The organism is Homoserinimonas sp. A447 (assembly GCF_054489325.1).
Genome location: NZ_JBTMWW010000001.1, coordinates 3,009,917 through 3,024,805 on the forward strand (window position 1 = coordinate 3,009,917; position 14,889 = coordinate 3,024,805).

The 14,889-nt window shown below is 65.5% G+C and carries 12 protein-coding genes; 9 read left to right on the forward strand and 3 right to left on the reverse strand.

Annotated elements, in window-relative coordinates; all coding sequences use genetic code 11:
* Positions 1-22 precede the first annotated feature (22 nt).
* Complete coding sequence (locus tag ACX3O0_RS14935; protein WP_459108238.1) at positions 23-2,899, forward strand: aminotransferase; 2,877 nt, start codon at positions 23-25, stop codon at positions 2,897-2,899.
* Positions 2,900-2,904: 5 nt separating this feature from the next.
* On the opposite strand, the gene hglS is transcribed toward ACX3O0_RS14935, so the two are convergent.
* The gene (hglS, locus tag ACX3O0_RS14940; RefSeq protein ID WP_459108239.1) at positions 2,905-4,314 is read right to left on the reverse strand and encodes a 2-oxoadipate dioxygenase/decarboxylase; all 1,410 of its coding nucleotides are present in this window, start codon (positions 4,312-4,314) and stop codon (positions 2,905-2,907) included.
* Between the two features lie 72 nt (positions 4,315-4,386).
* Positions 4,387-7,239: an FAD-binding and (Fe-S)-binding domain-containing protein gene (locus ACX3O0_RS14945; RefSeq protein WP_459108240.1), complete on the reverse strand. Its 2,853-nt coding sequence runs from the start codon at positions 7,237-7,239 to the stop codon at positions 4,387-4,389.
* 142 nt (positions 7,240-7,381) lie between these two features.
* On the opposite strand from ACX3O0_RS14945, the gene ACX3O0_RS14950 reads away from it, so the two are divergent.
* Genes ACX3O0_RS14950 through ACX3O0_RS14985 form a run of 8 tightly spaced genes read left to right on the forward strand, consistent with a single transcriptional unit; the run spans position 7,382 to position 14,156 of the window.
* Complete coding sequence (locus ACX3O0_RS14950; protein WP_459108491.1) at positions 7,382-8,095, forward strand: IclR family transcriptional regulator; 714 nt, start codon at positions 7,382-7,384, stop codon at positions 8,093-8,095.
* Positions 8,096-8,149: 54 nt separating this feature from the next.
* Positions 8,150-9,079, forward strand: a complete 930-nt coding sequence (locus ACX3O0_RS14955; protein WP_459108241.1) for an alpha/beta hydrolase — start codon at positions 8,150-8,152, stop codon at positions 9,077-9,079.
* Complete coding sequence (locus ACX3O0_RS14960; protein WP_459108242.1) at positions 9,076-9,723, forward strand: ABC transporter permease; 648 nt, start codon at positions 9,076-9,078, stop codon at positions 9,721-9,723. Before ACX3O0_RS14955 ends, ACX3O0_RS14960 begins: the two co-directional genes overlap by 4 nt.
* Positions 9,724-9,748: 25 nt before the next feature.
* Complete coding sequence (locus tag ACX3O0_RS14965) at positions 9,749-10,723, forward strand: ABC transporter ATP-binding protein (RefSeq protein WP_459108243.1); 975 nt, start codon at positions 9,749-9,751, stop codon at positions 10,721-10,723.
* Positions 10,720-11,475, forward strand: a complete 756-nt coding sequence (locus ACX3O0_RS14970) for an ABC transporter permease (RefSeq protein ID WP_459108244.1) — start codon at positions 10,720-10,722, stop codon at positions 11,473-11,475. The genes ACX3O0_RS14965 and ACX3O0_RS14970 overlap by 4 nt, the downstream gene beginning before the upstream one ends.
* Before the next feature lie 44 nt (positions 11,476-11,519).
* A complete protein-coding gene (locus tag ACX3O0_RS14975; protein ID WP_459108245.1) occupies positions 11,520-12,479 on the forward strand; it encodes a glycine betaine ABC transporter substrate-binding protein in 960 nt (319 codons plus the stop codon).
* Between the two features lie 44 nt (positions 12,480-12,523).
* The gene (locus ACX3O0_RS14980; protein ID WP_459108246.1) at positions 12,524-13,330 is read left to right on the forward strand and encodes a carbon-nitrogen hydrolase family protein; all 807 of its coding nucleotides are present in this window, start codon (positions 12,524-12,526) and stop codon (positions 13,328-13,330) included.
* On the forward strand, positions 13,323-14,156 hold the full coding sequence (locus ACX3O0_RS14985; RefSeq protein WP_459108247.1) for a DUF6282 family protein: 834 nt from the start codon (positions 13,323-13,325) through the stop codon (positions 14,154-14,156). The genes ACX3O0_RS14980 and ACX3O0_RS14985 overlap by 8 nt, the downstream gene beginning before the upstream one ends.
* A gap of 8 nt (positions 14,157-14,164) precedes the next feature.
* On the opposite strand, the gene ACX3O0_RS14990 is transcribed toward ACX3O0_RS14985, so the two are convergent.
* Positions 14,165-14,863: a GntR family transcriptional regulator gene (locus ACX3O0_RS14990; RefSeq protein ID WP_459108248.1), complete on the reverse strand. Its 699-nt coding sequence runs from the start codon at positions 14,861-14,863 to the stop codon at positions 14,165-14,167.
* Positions 14,864-14,889: the final 26 nt, after the last annotated feature.

Genomic DNA, 14,889 nt, shown 5'->3' on the forward strand with positions numbered 1-14,889 from the left:
ACCAGAGTCGAAGGAGCCGGCAGTGACAACCTTCGACTTCTTCGACGGGCGAGAACTCACCCGGCCGAACGTTAGGCCAGCCGACGCTGAGGCGGCTGCTGCTGAACTGTTCGGCATTGTCGGGACCGCCCGCGAGCTGGGCAGCAACCAGGACCGCAACTTCCTCATCGAGGCAGAGGCCGAGGGCTACCTGTTCAAGGTCGACAACGGCGCGTTCTCCGAGCAGGAACTGCTCGCCCAGGATGCTGCGCTGGTGCACCTGGCCGAGCGTGGGGTCCGCGTTCCCCAGCCGATTGCCGGCCTCGACGGAATGACCCGCCAGCAATGGCAGCGGGAGGATGATTCGCAGAGCGTGCGGATGTTGAGCTACCTCGACGGTGTGCCACTCGCCAGCGCCACGACCTTCAGCGACGAGCAGTTGGACGGCCTCGGTGCCATCTGCGGAACTGTCGCCCGCGGCCTCGCCGACTTCGAGAGCGAGGGCCTGGACCGCAAGCTGCAGTGGGACCTCCGCAGTGCCACCCGCGTCATCGACCGCCTGATCGACAGTGTGGCGGATGTCGGCCGTCGCGAGGTGGTCGCCTCCGCAGCCGAAGCCGCCGCCCGGCGGCTCGGCAGGGTCAGCGACCGCCTGCGCGTGCAGCCCATCCACGGCGATGTGACCGACGACAACGTGCTCGGTGAAGACCGCGACGGGGTGTTGATCCCAACCGGCGTCATCGACTTCGGCGACCTCGCCAACAGTTGGCTGGTGGCCGAGCTCGCGGTGACGCTCGTGTCTGTACTCCACCATGTTGACGACGCTCGGTCAGCGCTCGCGGTCGTGGCTGCCTTCAACCGTGAGGTGTCGCTCGCCGACGACGAGGTCGTCGCCCTCTGGCCGCTCGTGGTGCTGCGGGCCGCCGTGCTGGTGGTGAGCGGTGAACACCAGGTCGGCCTGGAGGCGGGCAACGACTACGCCGCCGAACGAACCGACCACGAGTGGCAGCAGTTCCAGATGGCGACGAGCCTGGACTGGGGCGAAGCGGAGGAGGCGATCCGCGCGGCACTAGGCCGCTCGGGCCGACTGCTGGCCGGGAAGGTCGAACTCCTGGACTTCTCGGTGACTTCCCCCCAGGTGAACGAGGGCGGCTGGCTGCAACCGGATGCCGAGTGGGCCATCGCCACGGACGCTCTGACCAGGGCATCCGTTGCTGCCGCTCCCTACGGCCAGTGTCGGTTGACGCGCTCGGTTGCGAACTCGACCACCGAACCGGAGACGCTCGCCCTGGCGTGGGAGTTGTTCGCGGCGGCTAACACCGACGTGCTCGCACCGCAGGACACTGATGTGCTGCTGGTGACGGATGACACGGTGCGCCTCTCCGTGGACGGGTCGGAATTGAGGTTGTCGGGCCTCAACCCGACCGTGGCGGTAGGCGACCACGTGGCGGTGGGGGAGTCGCTCGGCACCCTCCGCGACCAACGCGACGGACTGGGCAGGCTGCGGGTGCAGCGGGTAGCGGCAGGCCAGGCGGAGGTGCCGACCTTCGTCGCGCCATCCGCAGCAAAGGAGTGGAAGGCGGTCACCGACCCGGCGACCAGCATCGGCCTCGCCCCAGCGCCGAACCCGTTCGACGCCGACGCCGAGCTTGAGCGGCGGTCCCACATTTTCGCCAGCGCGCAGGAGCGGTACTACCTGAGACCGCCGCAGATCGAGCGCGGCTGGAAGGAGCACCTGATCGGGGCAGACGGACGCGTCTACCTGGACATGGTGAACAACGTCGCCGCGATCGGGCACAGCCACCCCCGCCAGGTGAAGGCGATCGCCGACCAACTCGCGCTGCTGAACACCAACTCGCGATTCCTGTACCGCGCGCTCGCCGACCTGAGTGAGCGGCTGGTCGAACTCGCGCCAGACCCGTCGCTCGACACAGTGCTGCTGGTCAACAGCGGCACCGAGGCTGTCGACCTCGCGCTGCGCCTCGCCCAGGTGCACACCGGCCGACGTCCGGTGGTCGCGTTGCGGGAGGCATACCACGGCTGGTCGATGGGGGCGGATGCCGTCACTACCTCGGCCTACGACAATCCGTTCGCGCTGGCGAACCGTCCGGACTGGGTCGAGGTGGCAGAGGTCCCGAACTCCTACCGCGGCAAGTACCGCGGTGCCGACAGCGCCGAGCGCTATCTCGATGACCTTCGCGACCAGCTGGACGGGATGGTCGACGCGGGCCGAGACCCGGCCGCGTTCATCTGCGAGTCGATCCTCGGTAACGCGGGCGGTGTGGTGCTGCCCGACGGGTACCTGGCCGGTGCGTACGAGGAGGTGCGCGAGCGCGGCGGACTGTGCATCGCCGACGAGGTGCAGGTTGGCTACGGCCGCCTCGGCCACCATTTCTGGGGTGTCGAGCAGCAGGGAGTTGTGCCCGACATCATCACCATCGCCAAGGCGATGGGCAACGGCTACCCGCTCGGTGCGGTGATCACCCGCAAGGAGATCGCCGAGTCCCTGTCGCGGGAGGGAAACTTCTTCTCCTCGGCCGGTGGTAGCCCGGTGAGCTGTGCGGCCGGTCTCGCGGTGCTGGATGTCATCCGGGACGAAGGGCTACAAGCCAACGCTGCCGAGGTCGGCGACCACCTGGTGGCAAGGCTGCGTGAACTGGCCGAACGGCATCCGGTCATCGGGGCGGTTCACGGGATGGGGCTGTACCTCGGTATCGAACTGGTGCGGGATCCAGACACCCTGGAGCCGGCGACCCTGGAGACGGAGGCGGTCTGTGAGCGACTACTGCAACTCGGGGTGATCATGCAGCCCACCTCGGAACGTCAGAACGTGCTGAAGGTGAAGCCACCCATGTGTCTCAGCCGTGCCAGTGCGGACTTCTTCGTCGACGCGCTCGACGAGGTGCTCACCAACGGCTGACGTGGTCAGCGCACGGTGTCCCAGGGAGTGCTGACGGATTCAGGGTCGAAACCGAGCGCGGTCACGGCCGACTGGAACGATGACTGGCGTTCCGCGGAGTACAGCGCATAGGGGTCACGCACCGGCACGCCGAGCTGCTCTGACATCCAAGGCAGGTCTCGTACGGCGATGCGCGCTGAAGAGTCGACGCTGCCGTCGCCCGACAGGTTTGAGGCGAAAATGCCGGCAGCCGAACGTGGCAGGAAGTCCTCGTAGACGATCGGTTCGGCGACGAGCCAGCCACCATCGAGCAGGGCGAGCAGGTCGGTTGGCGCGCCCTCGGCACCGGCCTGGACTACGGTGAAGTTGAAGAAGGCGTGGTCACGTTCGAGCAGCTCCCGCTCGGTTGCCGCGCAGAGTTCACCCCAGACTTCCCGCGCCACCTCGGGGCGCGGCCTGCCGCTGGCGGTCTGGCGGGCGTCGACCTCCGCGACCATGGAGTCGTAGTGGTCTCGGCCCGACTGGGTCAGCGCAATGCCGCGGGCCTCCACCTCGCCGAAACGGACTCGCAGGTCGCCGGTGCTGGTCGATCCGTCCGGTTCCCGGAATGCCCGTGGTTCGGCCAGAGCCCGGAAGGAGGTCTGGCGCAGCAGGAGGTCAGGACCATCCCACCGCGGTGGACCCTGAATGGCATCGATCATCTGGATGCCGCGCTCGCTCATCCGCCGGTACAGCTCGTCGATGTCGAGAACGCGCGGAGTGAGGTGGTTGATGTGGGTGGATGCCACGCCGCCGATATCCGCGGCGACGCTGGAGATCGCATCCAGCGCTTCGTACCAGGCCCGGTCCACTGGCTCCGGCGACAGCGCGAATGCTGCCGTCGCCAACTCGATGAAGCGGTCAGCGTCGCTGGTGTTCAACCCCCGCCTGCTGCTGGACCGGTCGGCGATCTCCAGCAGTTCGTCGGAGAACAGGGTGCGTGCGCCGATGAAGTCGGTGAGCTGTTGTTCCAGTTCTGGGGAGAAGAACCGGCGGTCCTCAGGGACCAGGAGGGAGGTGAAGACCCGGAACGGGTTGCGGGCCAGTTCGTCGCGGTCGATCGGGCGGAACGCCGTCGACACCACCGGGATCGGGTTGGGCTTGGCGTCCCGCAGGTCGTAGAACCCCACCGGCTCCATGCCGATCGCCCCGAAGACGCGGGCGACCTGGGCGAGTTCACGCGGACTCCCCACGCGGATGGCACCGTGGCGCTCAGCCGTCACCCGGTCGATGCTGCCGAACCGGTCTGCGGTGTCGGGGTTCGCCGCCACGAAGTCGCGGTTCACCTCCTGCGAGACGTCGACGAGCGTCGTGTACGCCGGAACTTCCGTGCCATACAGGTCGGAGAGCGCCTGGGCGAAACGGGCGCGAAGCTCCCATTGGGGGATGAGGTCCACTGGGGTGTCCAATCTTGTCCGATCAACGGGATAGTGGCACGCTACCGTTCGCGAGCCGGTTCTGGGGAGCGGCTAGCCCCGCTTCAGCGCCTCCGCGAGCAGCTCGGCCAGGTGCACGCCGTCCACCCCGCCCAACTGGGTCGCCTGCGTGCGGCAGGAGAACCCGTCGGCGAGGAGCGTCGACCCGGGCGATGCCGCTCGCAGTGCGGGGAGCAGCGCGTTCTCGGCTACCGCCACCGAGACCTCGTAGTGCCCCTTCTCCATGCCGAAGTTGCCCGCCAGCCCGCAGCATCCGCTCAATTCGGTGACCTCGGCACCCAGGGTCTCCAGGTAGGCCAGGTCGGTGCCGTAGCCCATGACCGCGTGGTGGTGGCAATGCGGCTGAACGACGAGCTCCTGCCCGTCGAGGCGGGGCGGGGTCCAGTTCTCGGGGCCGAGCGGGGCCGGCGCCGTGAGCAGTTCGGCCAGCGTGTAGGTGCCATCGGAGATCGCCGTGGCGCGCGGGTCATCGGCGAACAGCTCGCGCAGGTCTGAACGCAACACGGCCGTGCACGACGGCTCCAGCCCGACAATCGGAATGCCTCGTGCCACGACCGGATGAAACTGGTCGATGAGGTTCGACAGGATGCGGCGGGCGCCGGTGAGCTGGCCGGTGGTGATCCAGGTCAGGCCGCAGCAGACCGGGTTGGCCGGCGCGATGACCTCGTAGCCGGCCGACTCCAGCACGGTGATGGCGGCGCGGGCGATGTCGGGCGTGAAGTTGTCCGAGAAGGAGTCCACCCAGACGAGAACCTGTTTCTTCGAGGTGCCGGTCGCGGCCGGGCGTCCCTTCGACCGGCTGAACGACCTGTCGGCGAAGCGAGGGATCGAGCGACGGGTGTCCATGCCGCCAGCCCAGAGCACCAGCTTCTGCAGGGGGCGGATGCCCAAGGCCGCGTTGGCGAGGCGCGACACCGGTGCCACCAGTCGTGCCCAGCGTGGCAGCCAGCCCAGCACGTAATGGGTGATCGGGCGCATCCGCCCCTCGTAGGTGCGGTGCAGTACCTCCGACTTGTACGCCGCCATGTCCACACCGGCGGGGCAGTCGCTGGCGCAGGCCTTGCAGGACAGGCAGAGGTCGAGCACGTCGTGTACTTCCGGCGACTTCCAGCCACCGGTGACCAGCGTGCCGTTCGCCATCTCCTGCAGCACCCGGGCCCGCCCGCGGGTGGAATCCTTCTCGTCGCCGGTGGCCAGGTACGACGGGCACATGAAGCCGCCGGCTGCCGTGTTATCGGCACGGCACTTGCCGATGCCGACGCAGCGATGAACGGCCTTGGTGAAGTCGCCTTCGTCGTGGGTGAACGCGAACCCGTTCACCCGTACCAGCGGCAGCGCGGCGGGGCGGCGCAGGTTCCGGTCGATCGGCTGCGGCCGCACCAGTACGCCGGGGTTCATCAGGTCGCGCGGGTCGAACAGGTTCTTGAAGCCGGCGAACGCGGTAATGAGTTCTGCGGAGTACATCAGCGGCAGCAGCTCGCTACGGGCTCGTCCGTCGCCGTGCTCCCCGGAGAGGGATCCTCCGTGCCTGGCAACCAGTCGTCCGGCATCCTCCATCAGCGATCGCAGGGCGCTGCCGTCCCGCTCCAGCGGGATGTCGAGGCGCACGTGGATGCAGCCGTCACCGAAGTGGCCGTACGGCATGCCTTCGACGCCGTGGCTGGCGGTCAGTTCGTCGAACTCCCGCAGGTAGGCGCCCAGGTTCTCCGGCGGCACGGCGGCGTCCTCGAATCCGGGCCACGCCTGCTTCCCCGCCGGTGTGCGGCCGGCGAGTCCGGCGCCGTCCTCGCGGATGCGCCAGATCGATTTAGCCTCGGCCCCCGGCGGGATGATGCGGTGGTCAAGCGCTCCGGATGCTGCGGCCAGCTTCTCGGCGCGGTCGAACGTCTCAGCCTCATCGCTTCCCGACAGCTCGATGAGCAGCCAGCCGGCGCCGCGGGGCAGGTCGGCGACCGCAGTGTCTCCCTGCGAGTTGCGCACGGCGTCGACAAGCCGGGCATCCAGCCCTTCGATCGCACCGGGGCGGTGCGTCAGCAGGGTGGGCACCGCATCCGCTGCTGAAGGCATATCGGGGTAGCCGAGCACCACCAGGAAGGGGGCGAGCGGCGTGTCGACGAGCCGCACGGTGGCTTCGAGCACCGACACGCAGGTGCCCTCGGTGCCGACCAGCGCACGTGCCAGGTTGCGTCCGTTCTCGGGGAGCAGGTGCTCGAGTGAGTAGCCGGAGACCTGCCGGCCGAAGGTGCCGAGTTCGGTGCGGATCAGGCCGAGGTTGTCGCTGACGAACGTGTCGAGGCCGACCACTTGCTCCAGGGACTGCCCTGCCACGAACCGTTTGCCGCTGCCGTCGACGACGTCCAGTTCGAGCACATTGTCGGCGGTGCGGCCGAATTGCAGCGAGTGGGAGCCGCAGGCGTTGTTGCCGATCATCCCGCCGATGGTGCAGCGCGCCCAGGTGGAGGGGTCCGGCCCGAAGCGGAGGCCGTGCGGGGCGGCCGCCTTCTGCAGCGCCCCCTGCACGACGCCGGGCTGCACGCGAGCGGTGCGCGCCTCAGGATCGACGTCGATGATCCGGTTGAAGGACCGGGAGAGGTCCATGACGATGCCGGGACCGACCGCGTTGCCGGCGACCGAGGTGCCTCCGCCGCGCATGGTGACGGGTGTGCCTGTTGTGCGGGCGACCTCCAGCGCCGCGAGGATGTCGTCGGTCTCGCTGGGGAAGATGACGACCTCGGGTACGACGCGGTAGTTGGAGGCGTCGGTGGAGTATTCGGCGCGCCGCCTGCTGCCGGAGTCGACCTTGCCGGGCAGCTTCTGCTCAAGCAGCCTCGACAGCTCGCTGCGTTCCGCGGCTTCGGATCGAGGGGAGATGCTGGCAATCGACATGAGTAGCATGCTACTACCAGTCCGCGGCCACCTAGGAGCTGCGTTGCAATAACTGCAACTCATCGTTGCGCTGTTTGTTCGCGGCTGTCAGGGTCTGCCTATGGCCGAACGAACTGCCCGAGGCGATGGAGCCTCGAAGGTGATGGCAACGCTGGAGATTCTCAGTGCTGCCGATCACCGCTCACCCGACGGTATGACTGTCGCCGAAGTTGCACGCGCACTCGGCCGGGACAAGTCAGTGGCTTCCCGGCAACTCAAAGGCCTTGCAGAGTCCGGATTGGTGGAGCGCGACGAGACGGGACGGTTCCGGCTGAGCTGGCGACTGTTCACCCTGATGGCGCAGGCGGGCGATCAGCGCCTCATTCGCGCTGGAATCCCATTGCTGCGAGTACTTGCAGGGACCGTGCGCGATCGCGCGCACCTCAGTGTCTTGAGCGGCCAGCAAGTGCTCACCGTTCACACCGAGAGCTCGACCCGATCACTCGAAGCGGTTGGTTGGGTGGGCCGCCTGGTTCCAATCTGGAATACCTCGTCGGGCATCGCGCTGGTGATGAAGCACGATGACGCACACATTGCGAGCGTTCTCGACGAACTTCACGATTTCACCCGCCCGGAGACGCAGAAGATCATCGATGCAATTGCCGTGGCCCGTTCGAGGGGATACGCAGTGGCAGATGGCCTTTTCGAACCGGACCTGATGGGCATCGCTGCTCCGGTCCACGATGGCCATGACCGCATCGTCGCTGCCGTCAACGTGTCAGGTCCAACTTTTCGGGTGAAGCCGCAGCTCAAACAGATCGCATCCCATGTGGTCGCCACGGCCACCAAACTCTCCGCCGCACTCGTCTACGACTAAGGCGTACCGCCATTTCCGACCACCAACCGCACAACAACGATCTTGGAGGATCATATGCGCCGTATCCCACTACCCTTCTTCAGCTCTCGGCTGCGATTGGATGCCGACCTGTACCTGCCGGACGACGATGGCACGGGTGCGCCATATCCGGTGATCATCCCGTGCAGCGGGTACCAAGGGCTGAAGGTCATTCACCCGGAGCGTTTCGCCCGCACGCTCGGGCCCCGTGGCTTTGCGGTGCTTGCGTTCGATTACCGGGGTTTCGGGCTTTCCGAGGGCGAGCGCGGCAGGCTCATCCCGCAGGAATGGGCCGAGGACGTCCGGGCTGCAGTGGACCGGGTCTCCGCTCATCCAGACATCGACGCGAACCGGATCGGACTGCTCGGCTGGGGTCTGGGCGGCGGGGTGGTTGTCTACGAGGCGGGCGACGATGAGAGAGTCAAGGCCGTTGCATGTTGCAACGGAATCGCCGATGGGTACGAGTCCACCCACAAGATGCACGATGAGGTGTCGTGGAACAGCCTGCTGACCCGCGTCCAGGAGGACCGTGGTAACCGCTCCAAAAATGGACGCTCCGAGATCACCGATCCCTGGGACATCGTCCGGCTCAACCTTGACCCGCGAACAGACGGTTACGTCGGGGAGACCCTGTATCAGGCTCCCGGTTTCGGCTCAGGAGTCACCCTCGAGTCGGCAGACCGCCTGCTGCAGTTCCAGCCGCGGGAGCAGGTCGCAAAGCTGTCTCCGCGCCCGCTGCTGGTTGTGCACGGGACTGACAACCAGCTCCATAAAGTCGAGGAGGCACAGCTGATGTACGACTCCGCGCAGGAGCCGAAGGAGCTGATGCTCCTCGAAGGTCGCGGTCACACGGAATGGATGTTCGACGACAACCCGACCTTCCAAAGTGTTGTCGATCGTCTCGACGGGTTCTTTTCCACTGCTTTCGCAAACATCACTGCAGCAGGGAAAGTCAACTCGGTATGACCATCGTCGACTACCTGATGGCGAATGCCGGTCAAGTGCTCTTCCTCATGCAGCAGCATGTCGAAGTTGTACTGATCAGCGTTGGAACAGCTGCGGTGATCGGAGTCGGCCTTGGGTTCTGGGCCGACTCCCGACCCATGCTCCGTCGGGCGTTGCTTTCGGTGACCGGCACTCTGTTGACGATTCCGTCATATGCCCTGTTCGCTTTGATGATCCCGTTATTCGGTTTGGGTGCCGGCCCGACGTTGGCCGCACTCGTCATTTACGGCATCTTCCCGATCCTCCAGAACACGGTCACCGGTATCGCCGGGGTCGATCCAGCCATCATCGACGCGGCACGCGGCCTGGGCATGAGCAACCGGCGACGATTGAGCACGATCGTGCTACCTCTGGCCTGGCCGGTGATCCTCAACGGGATTCGGGTGGCGACGATCATGCTGGTTGCAACAGCCGCCATTGCCGCCGCTGTCAATGGTCCAGGACTGGGTGAACTCATCTTCCGTGGCCTGGCTCGAATCGGCGGTGCCAATGCTCTCAACGAGGTGCTCACGGGCGTTATCGGCGTCGTCTTGGTCGCGCTCGCCCTCGATCTGATCTTCCTGCTCACCGCAAAACTCACGACACCGCGAGGTCTCAATGTCTAACGCATCCACCCCAGATTCCGGCACCATGATTCAGCTTGATGGCGTTACCAAGCACTATCCGAACCAAGAACGTGCGGCGGTGAACGAGCTGTCGCTGTCTATCAACGCTGGCGAATTCGTCGTCTTCGTCGGCCCTTCGGGTTGCGGCAAGACCACGACCCTGCGAATGATCAACAGGCTCGTCGAGCCGACAACTGGCAAGATCTGGATTGACGGTGAAGACGTCACGCACGTGGATGCGGATATCCTGCGCAGGCGGATGGGCTATGTCATCCAGCATGTTGGGCTGTTGCCGCATCTGACTGTCGCAGACAACGTCGGAATCGTGCCCAAGATGAACGGAGTGCCGCAGGACCAGCGTCGTCAGCGCTCCGACGAGTTGCTTTCACTGGTCGGACTCGACCCGGCACAATTCGGGGCCAGATATCCGCGCCAGCTTTCCGGCGGCCAGCAGCAGCGGGTTGGTGTGGCCAGGGCACTGGCTGCCGATCCGCCGATCATGCTGATGGATGAGCCCTTCGCTGCCGTTGACCCTATCGCCCGCAAGATGCTGCAGGATGAGTTCCGGCGGTTGCAGAAACTCCTGGAGAAGACGATCGTCTTCGTCACCCACGACATTGACGAGGCGCTGCGGCTTGGTGATCGCATCGCCATCTTCGACAACAGTTCGCGGGTGGCGCAGTTCGCAACCCCCCTCGAGATCCTGACCAATCCAGCTGACGAATTCGTTACGGAATTCGTGGGTGCCGGCGCGGCAGTCCGGCGGCTCTCCCTACTCACGGTGGGTGACATCATCCGGAAAGACGCGGTTCGCGCCACCGAACCGGTGATGAACCCGATAACCGTTGCGGAAGACATGACGGTGCAAGGCGCACTTGAGCAAGCGTTGACCCGGCGCGCAGCCGGAATCAGCATTGCGTCCGTCGAACAGGGGACCATTGAGATCAGCCTCCAGGAGTTGTTGCTGGCGGCAGCCGATACGGCAGAGGTACCGGTATGAGCACTGTCCTGACCACGCGGTCCTCCGGAACGCAACGCTCGGCCAGTCTCTGGGTGCTGCCTGCGATTGCTGTTTCGATCATCGCCGGAGTCTTTCTCTATATCAATCTCGCCAGCTTGGACTCGATCGAGGCGCGAGCGTTGGCTCCGTCCACGATCCTGGACGCCACTCGAGAGCACGTCGGCCTCGTTGTTGTCTCGACGATTGCAACGATCCTTATCGGCATCCCACTGGGAGTCCTTCTTACTCGGAGAGTCGCTCGCCGCATTAGCCCTGCAGTGCTGGCATTCGCCAGCGGAGGCCAGGCGATCCCGTCAATCGGCGTGCTGGTGCTGCTTGCCATCCTGTTCGGGGTCGGTTTCTGGATGGCGGTGGTCGCCCTGGTCGCCTACGCCCTCCTGCCGGTGCTGCGCAACACAATGGTGGGAATTCAGCAGGTGGACCCCACAGTGATTGACGCCGGACGCGGCATGGGCATGACCCGGGGCATGGTGCTCCGCGGCATCGAGCTGCCGTTGGCAGTGCCGCTGATCCTCGCCGGCATCCGGGTTGCATTGATCCTCAATGTCGGAGTAGCAACGCTTGCCACATTCACGAATGCCGGCGGACTCGGGTCCATCATCACTACCGGAATCGTCCTCAATCGTCTTCCGGTGCTCGTTGTCGGAAGCCTGCTCACTGTCGCCCTTGCCCTCCTTGTGGATTGGCTGGCTGGCGTCGGCGAGCGATATCTACGGCCGAAGGGCCTCTGATAGCAGGTCTAGTTTCACCACCATCACGATCAAAGGAGATTGACATGCGGAAAACTGCCCTTCTGGCAATGGTGGGCGCTAGCGCGCTCATTCTGAGCGGATGTTCGCTCAGCGGCAATGCGCCGGGTGACACGTCGACCGGTGAGAAGGTCGACGGACCGCTGAGCGGAGTCACCATCTCGGTCGGGTCCAAGGACTTCACCGAGCAGCTGGTGCTATGCGAGATCACCGCCCAGCGCCTCGAGTCACAAGGTGCGACCGTTGAGCGTGTCTGCAGTCTCAGTGGGTCGGCCACCGTCCGTGCAGCCGAGGAAAGCGGTGACATCGATCTCTACTGGGAATACACGGGAACCGGTTGGACGGCCCACCTGACACAGACCGAGGTCGTGCCCGACGCGACAGAACAGTATGAGAAGGTCCGCGACATGGACCTGGAGGAGAATCAGATCGTGTGGCTGCCACCGGCATCCGCCAACAATACCTACGCAATCGCGGTGAGTGCCGAAACCGCCGATCGGTTGAAGGTGAAGACGCTGTCGGACTACGCAGCGTTGTCGATGAACTCTCCGGAGGAAGCCAGCTTCTGCGGGGCAGCCGAATTCTTCGGGCGTGACGACGGGTGGGAGGGACTCAAGAAGTCGTACGGTATCAATGTGCCGCAGGACAAGGTCGCGACGCTGGCAGAAGGCCCGATTTACAACTCGATCGCAACCGGCAATCCGTGCAACTTCGGTGAAGCTTTTGCCACCGACGGAAGGATCGCGGCGCTGGGCCTGATCGTTCTCGAAGACGACAAGAACTTCTTCCCGTTCTACAACTTGTCCCTGACGGTCAGGCAGGACGTGCTGGACGCCCACCCGGAGATCGAGGAGGTCATGGCAGGCGTGACCGAATTGCTGACTAACGAGTCGCTTCAGGCGTTGAATGGATCCGTCGATGTCGATGGCCAGTCCCCGGAGGCTGTTGCTGCGGCCTGGCTGAAAGAAAACGGTCTCTCGGCTTGACCACTACCTCCCGAGTAATGCCCGGGACCGCCACTTCACTTTCAGTGGCGGTCCTGCAGACCGCGCCAGTCCGCGGCGCCGTCGTCGAGAACCTTCGCGAAATCCACGAGTTGGCCGCGGCTGCCGGGCCTGCCGACCTCATCGTCACCTGCGAACTCTCCGTCTCCGGGTACGCGTTCAATGCTGATCGACTGCCCCCAGCGCTCGATGTCGACGACCCACGACTGGCTGTCCTCACGGCGTCCGGCAGCGTGGTGAGTGTCGGACTGGTCGAGAGAAATGCTGGCGGCCAGCCCTACAACTCGTCCGTCTTATTCGGGGCCGCTCGACGTGTTCAGCGCAAACTGCATCCGGTCTCGTACGCACCGTGGAACGAGCACCTGCTGTATGCGCCCGGCGACCGCATGGAACCAGCCAGCGTGAACGGTGTCGCTGTCACCACTCTGATCTGCAACGATGCGTGGCATCCGGTCATGCCGTGGCTGGCCGCCCACGCGGGCGCTGAAGTGCTCCTCGTCCCCACCGCGAGCATCGGCGACAACTCGGCCAGCGAGTCGGCGCAGAGCTGGGAGCTCATCCTCACTCACACAGCACGCATACTTCAGTGCTACGTGGTTTTCGCCAACCGGGTAGGAGAAGAGGACGGCCACAACTTCTGGGGCGGTTCAAGGATCATTGACCCGTGGGGCCGAGTGCTTGCTCAAGCCGGCAGCGGAACTGAAATCATCCACGCCACACTTGACCTGGACGCCCTGCGACGACTGAGAGTCGATGTTCCGCTGCTGGCAGAGGCCAGGCCACAGCTGATTGCGAGCTTGCTCGCCGACCCTGACCGGGATAGCCGTGTTTGATGCCCACGTGCATGCCGCCCCCGACGTGATCGACCGGATCGGCTTCGATGACGAAATTTGCGCACAGTATGAGGCAGCGGGCTTCACCGGGTTCGTGCTTAAGTCCCATTATGAACCGACGGTCGGTCGTGCTGCGGCGCTGAGTCGGCGCAGCTCCCTGGACATCGTCGGAGGCGTTGCTCTCAACCACGCGGTTGGCGGAATCAACCCGGCGGCCGTGGCGGCGGCTTTGGTCAGCGGTGGGCGGATGGTGTGGTTTCCCACGGCGGACTCTCATACCCAACAGCAGGCGGGGCTGCCGAGGCTCCGCGACCTGGACTTGAGGCTGGAGGTTGGAGCGTTATCATTGCCTCCGCTCGTGAGCAGTCACGGCGGCACGGCGCAGCGCGCTCGCCATATCCTGGACCTGATCGCGGAACATGATGCTGTGCTGTGTACCGGCCATGTCAGCCGGACGGAGTGCATCTGGCTGGTCGACGAGGCACAGTCTCGGGGAATTTCACGGATTCTCCTAACGCATCCGTCGTATACGGTTCCGGGAATGAGCCCCGCGGAAATCGGTGAGTTGGCAGAGCGTGGCGTTCACGTGGAGATCACTGCTTTCCAACTGTGGCACCAACCGGGAATGCATATCGACCTGCTGGCGGAGGTCGCTCGCGAAGCCGGATCCATGCTCGTGCTCTCTTCCGATGCAGGTCAACCCGACAGCCCGCCCCCGCCCGAGGCGCTGGGGTTGCTGGTCGAGGCGCTCGCCGGTGCCGGATGCGACAAGGCGGCGTTGGTGGAGGCTGCAGGCTCGATTCCCAGGAGTCTCGTCCTCGCCTGAACCGCGGTTCACTCTGCCGGGGCTAGGGTCGACCCCCAGTGCTGGGGCGTCGCCTCCCCGGCCGCCGCCGCCACCTGCCTCATGAGCAGGAGCGCGGTCGTCGTGAGGTGATCCCGCATCAGGGCCGCCGCGGCATCCGGGTCCCTGGCGCGGATGGCATCGATGATGGGCACGTGCTCCACCAGCACGTCCCGGATGCTGCGGGAACGGTCGATCGTCGAGACGCCGTGTGCCTGCGTGACATCCCGCAAGGACTCCACCATCCCGGCCAGCCGCTCATTGCCGGTGGACAGGATCACCGCGCGATGAAGCTCGCGATCAAGCCTCGTGAACTCGCCCACGTCATGCTGCTCCACAGCGCCGGTCAGGCCGCGCGCGCGATCGCCCAGTTCCTGCAGCAGCTCGTCGCTTCCATGCCGGGCGGCGTGAGCGGCGGCCGGCACTTCCAGCAGCAGTCGGGCCTCGAACACCTTCTGGATGTCCTGCACGCTGACCCCGCGGATGCGCACACCGCGGTTGCGTTCGATGGTGACCATTCCGGCATCCGCCAACCGCAGCACGGCGTCGCGCACCGGGGTACGGGAGACTTCCAACCGTTCGGCCAGCCCATAGATGGAGTGCAGGGAGCCGCCCGCGAGCGCGCCGCTGACGATCTCCTCACGAAGCAGCGCATGCACCCGGTCGGTCGTGCTCACTCTGGCGGCCATGGTGTCATTGTGCCCTGCGCGTCGCT

Bases quoted from the DNA above. Each gene is read 5' to 3' on its own strand.
- ACX3O0_RS14950 (WP_459108491.1), top strand. From the start codon at position 7,382: ATGGCAACGCTGGAGATTCTCAGTGCTGCCGATCACCGCTCACCCGAC.
- ACX3O0_RS14975 (WP_459108245.1), top strand. From the start codon at position 11,520: ATGCGGAAAACTGCCCTTCTGGCAATGGTGGGCGCTAGCGCGCTCATT.
- ACX3O0_RS14955 (WP_459108241.1), top strand. From the start codon at position 8,150: ATGCGCCGTATCCCACTACCCTTCTTCAGCTCTCGGCTGCGATTGGAT.
- ACX3O0_RS14970 (WP_459108244.1), top strand. From the start codon at position 10,720: ATGAGCACTGTCCTGACCACGCGGTCCTCCGGAACGCAACGCTCGGCC.
- ACX3O0_RS14990 (WP_459108248.1), bottom strand. From the start codon at position 14,863: ATGGCCGCCAGAGTGAGCACGACCGACCGGGTGCATGCGCTGCTTCGT.
- ACX3O0_RS14960 (WP_459108242.1), top strand. From the start codon at position 9,076: ATGACCATCGTCGACTACCTGATGGCGAATGCCGGTCAAGTGCTCTTC.
- ACX3O0_RS14945 (WP_459108240.1), bottom strand. From the start codon at position 7,239: ATGTCGATTGCCAGCATCTCCCCTCGATCCGAAGCCGCGGAACGCAGC.
- ACX3O0_RS14965 (WP_459108243.1), top strand. From the start codon at position 9,749: ATGATTCAGCTTGATGGCGTTACCAAGCACTATCCGAACCAAGAACGT.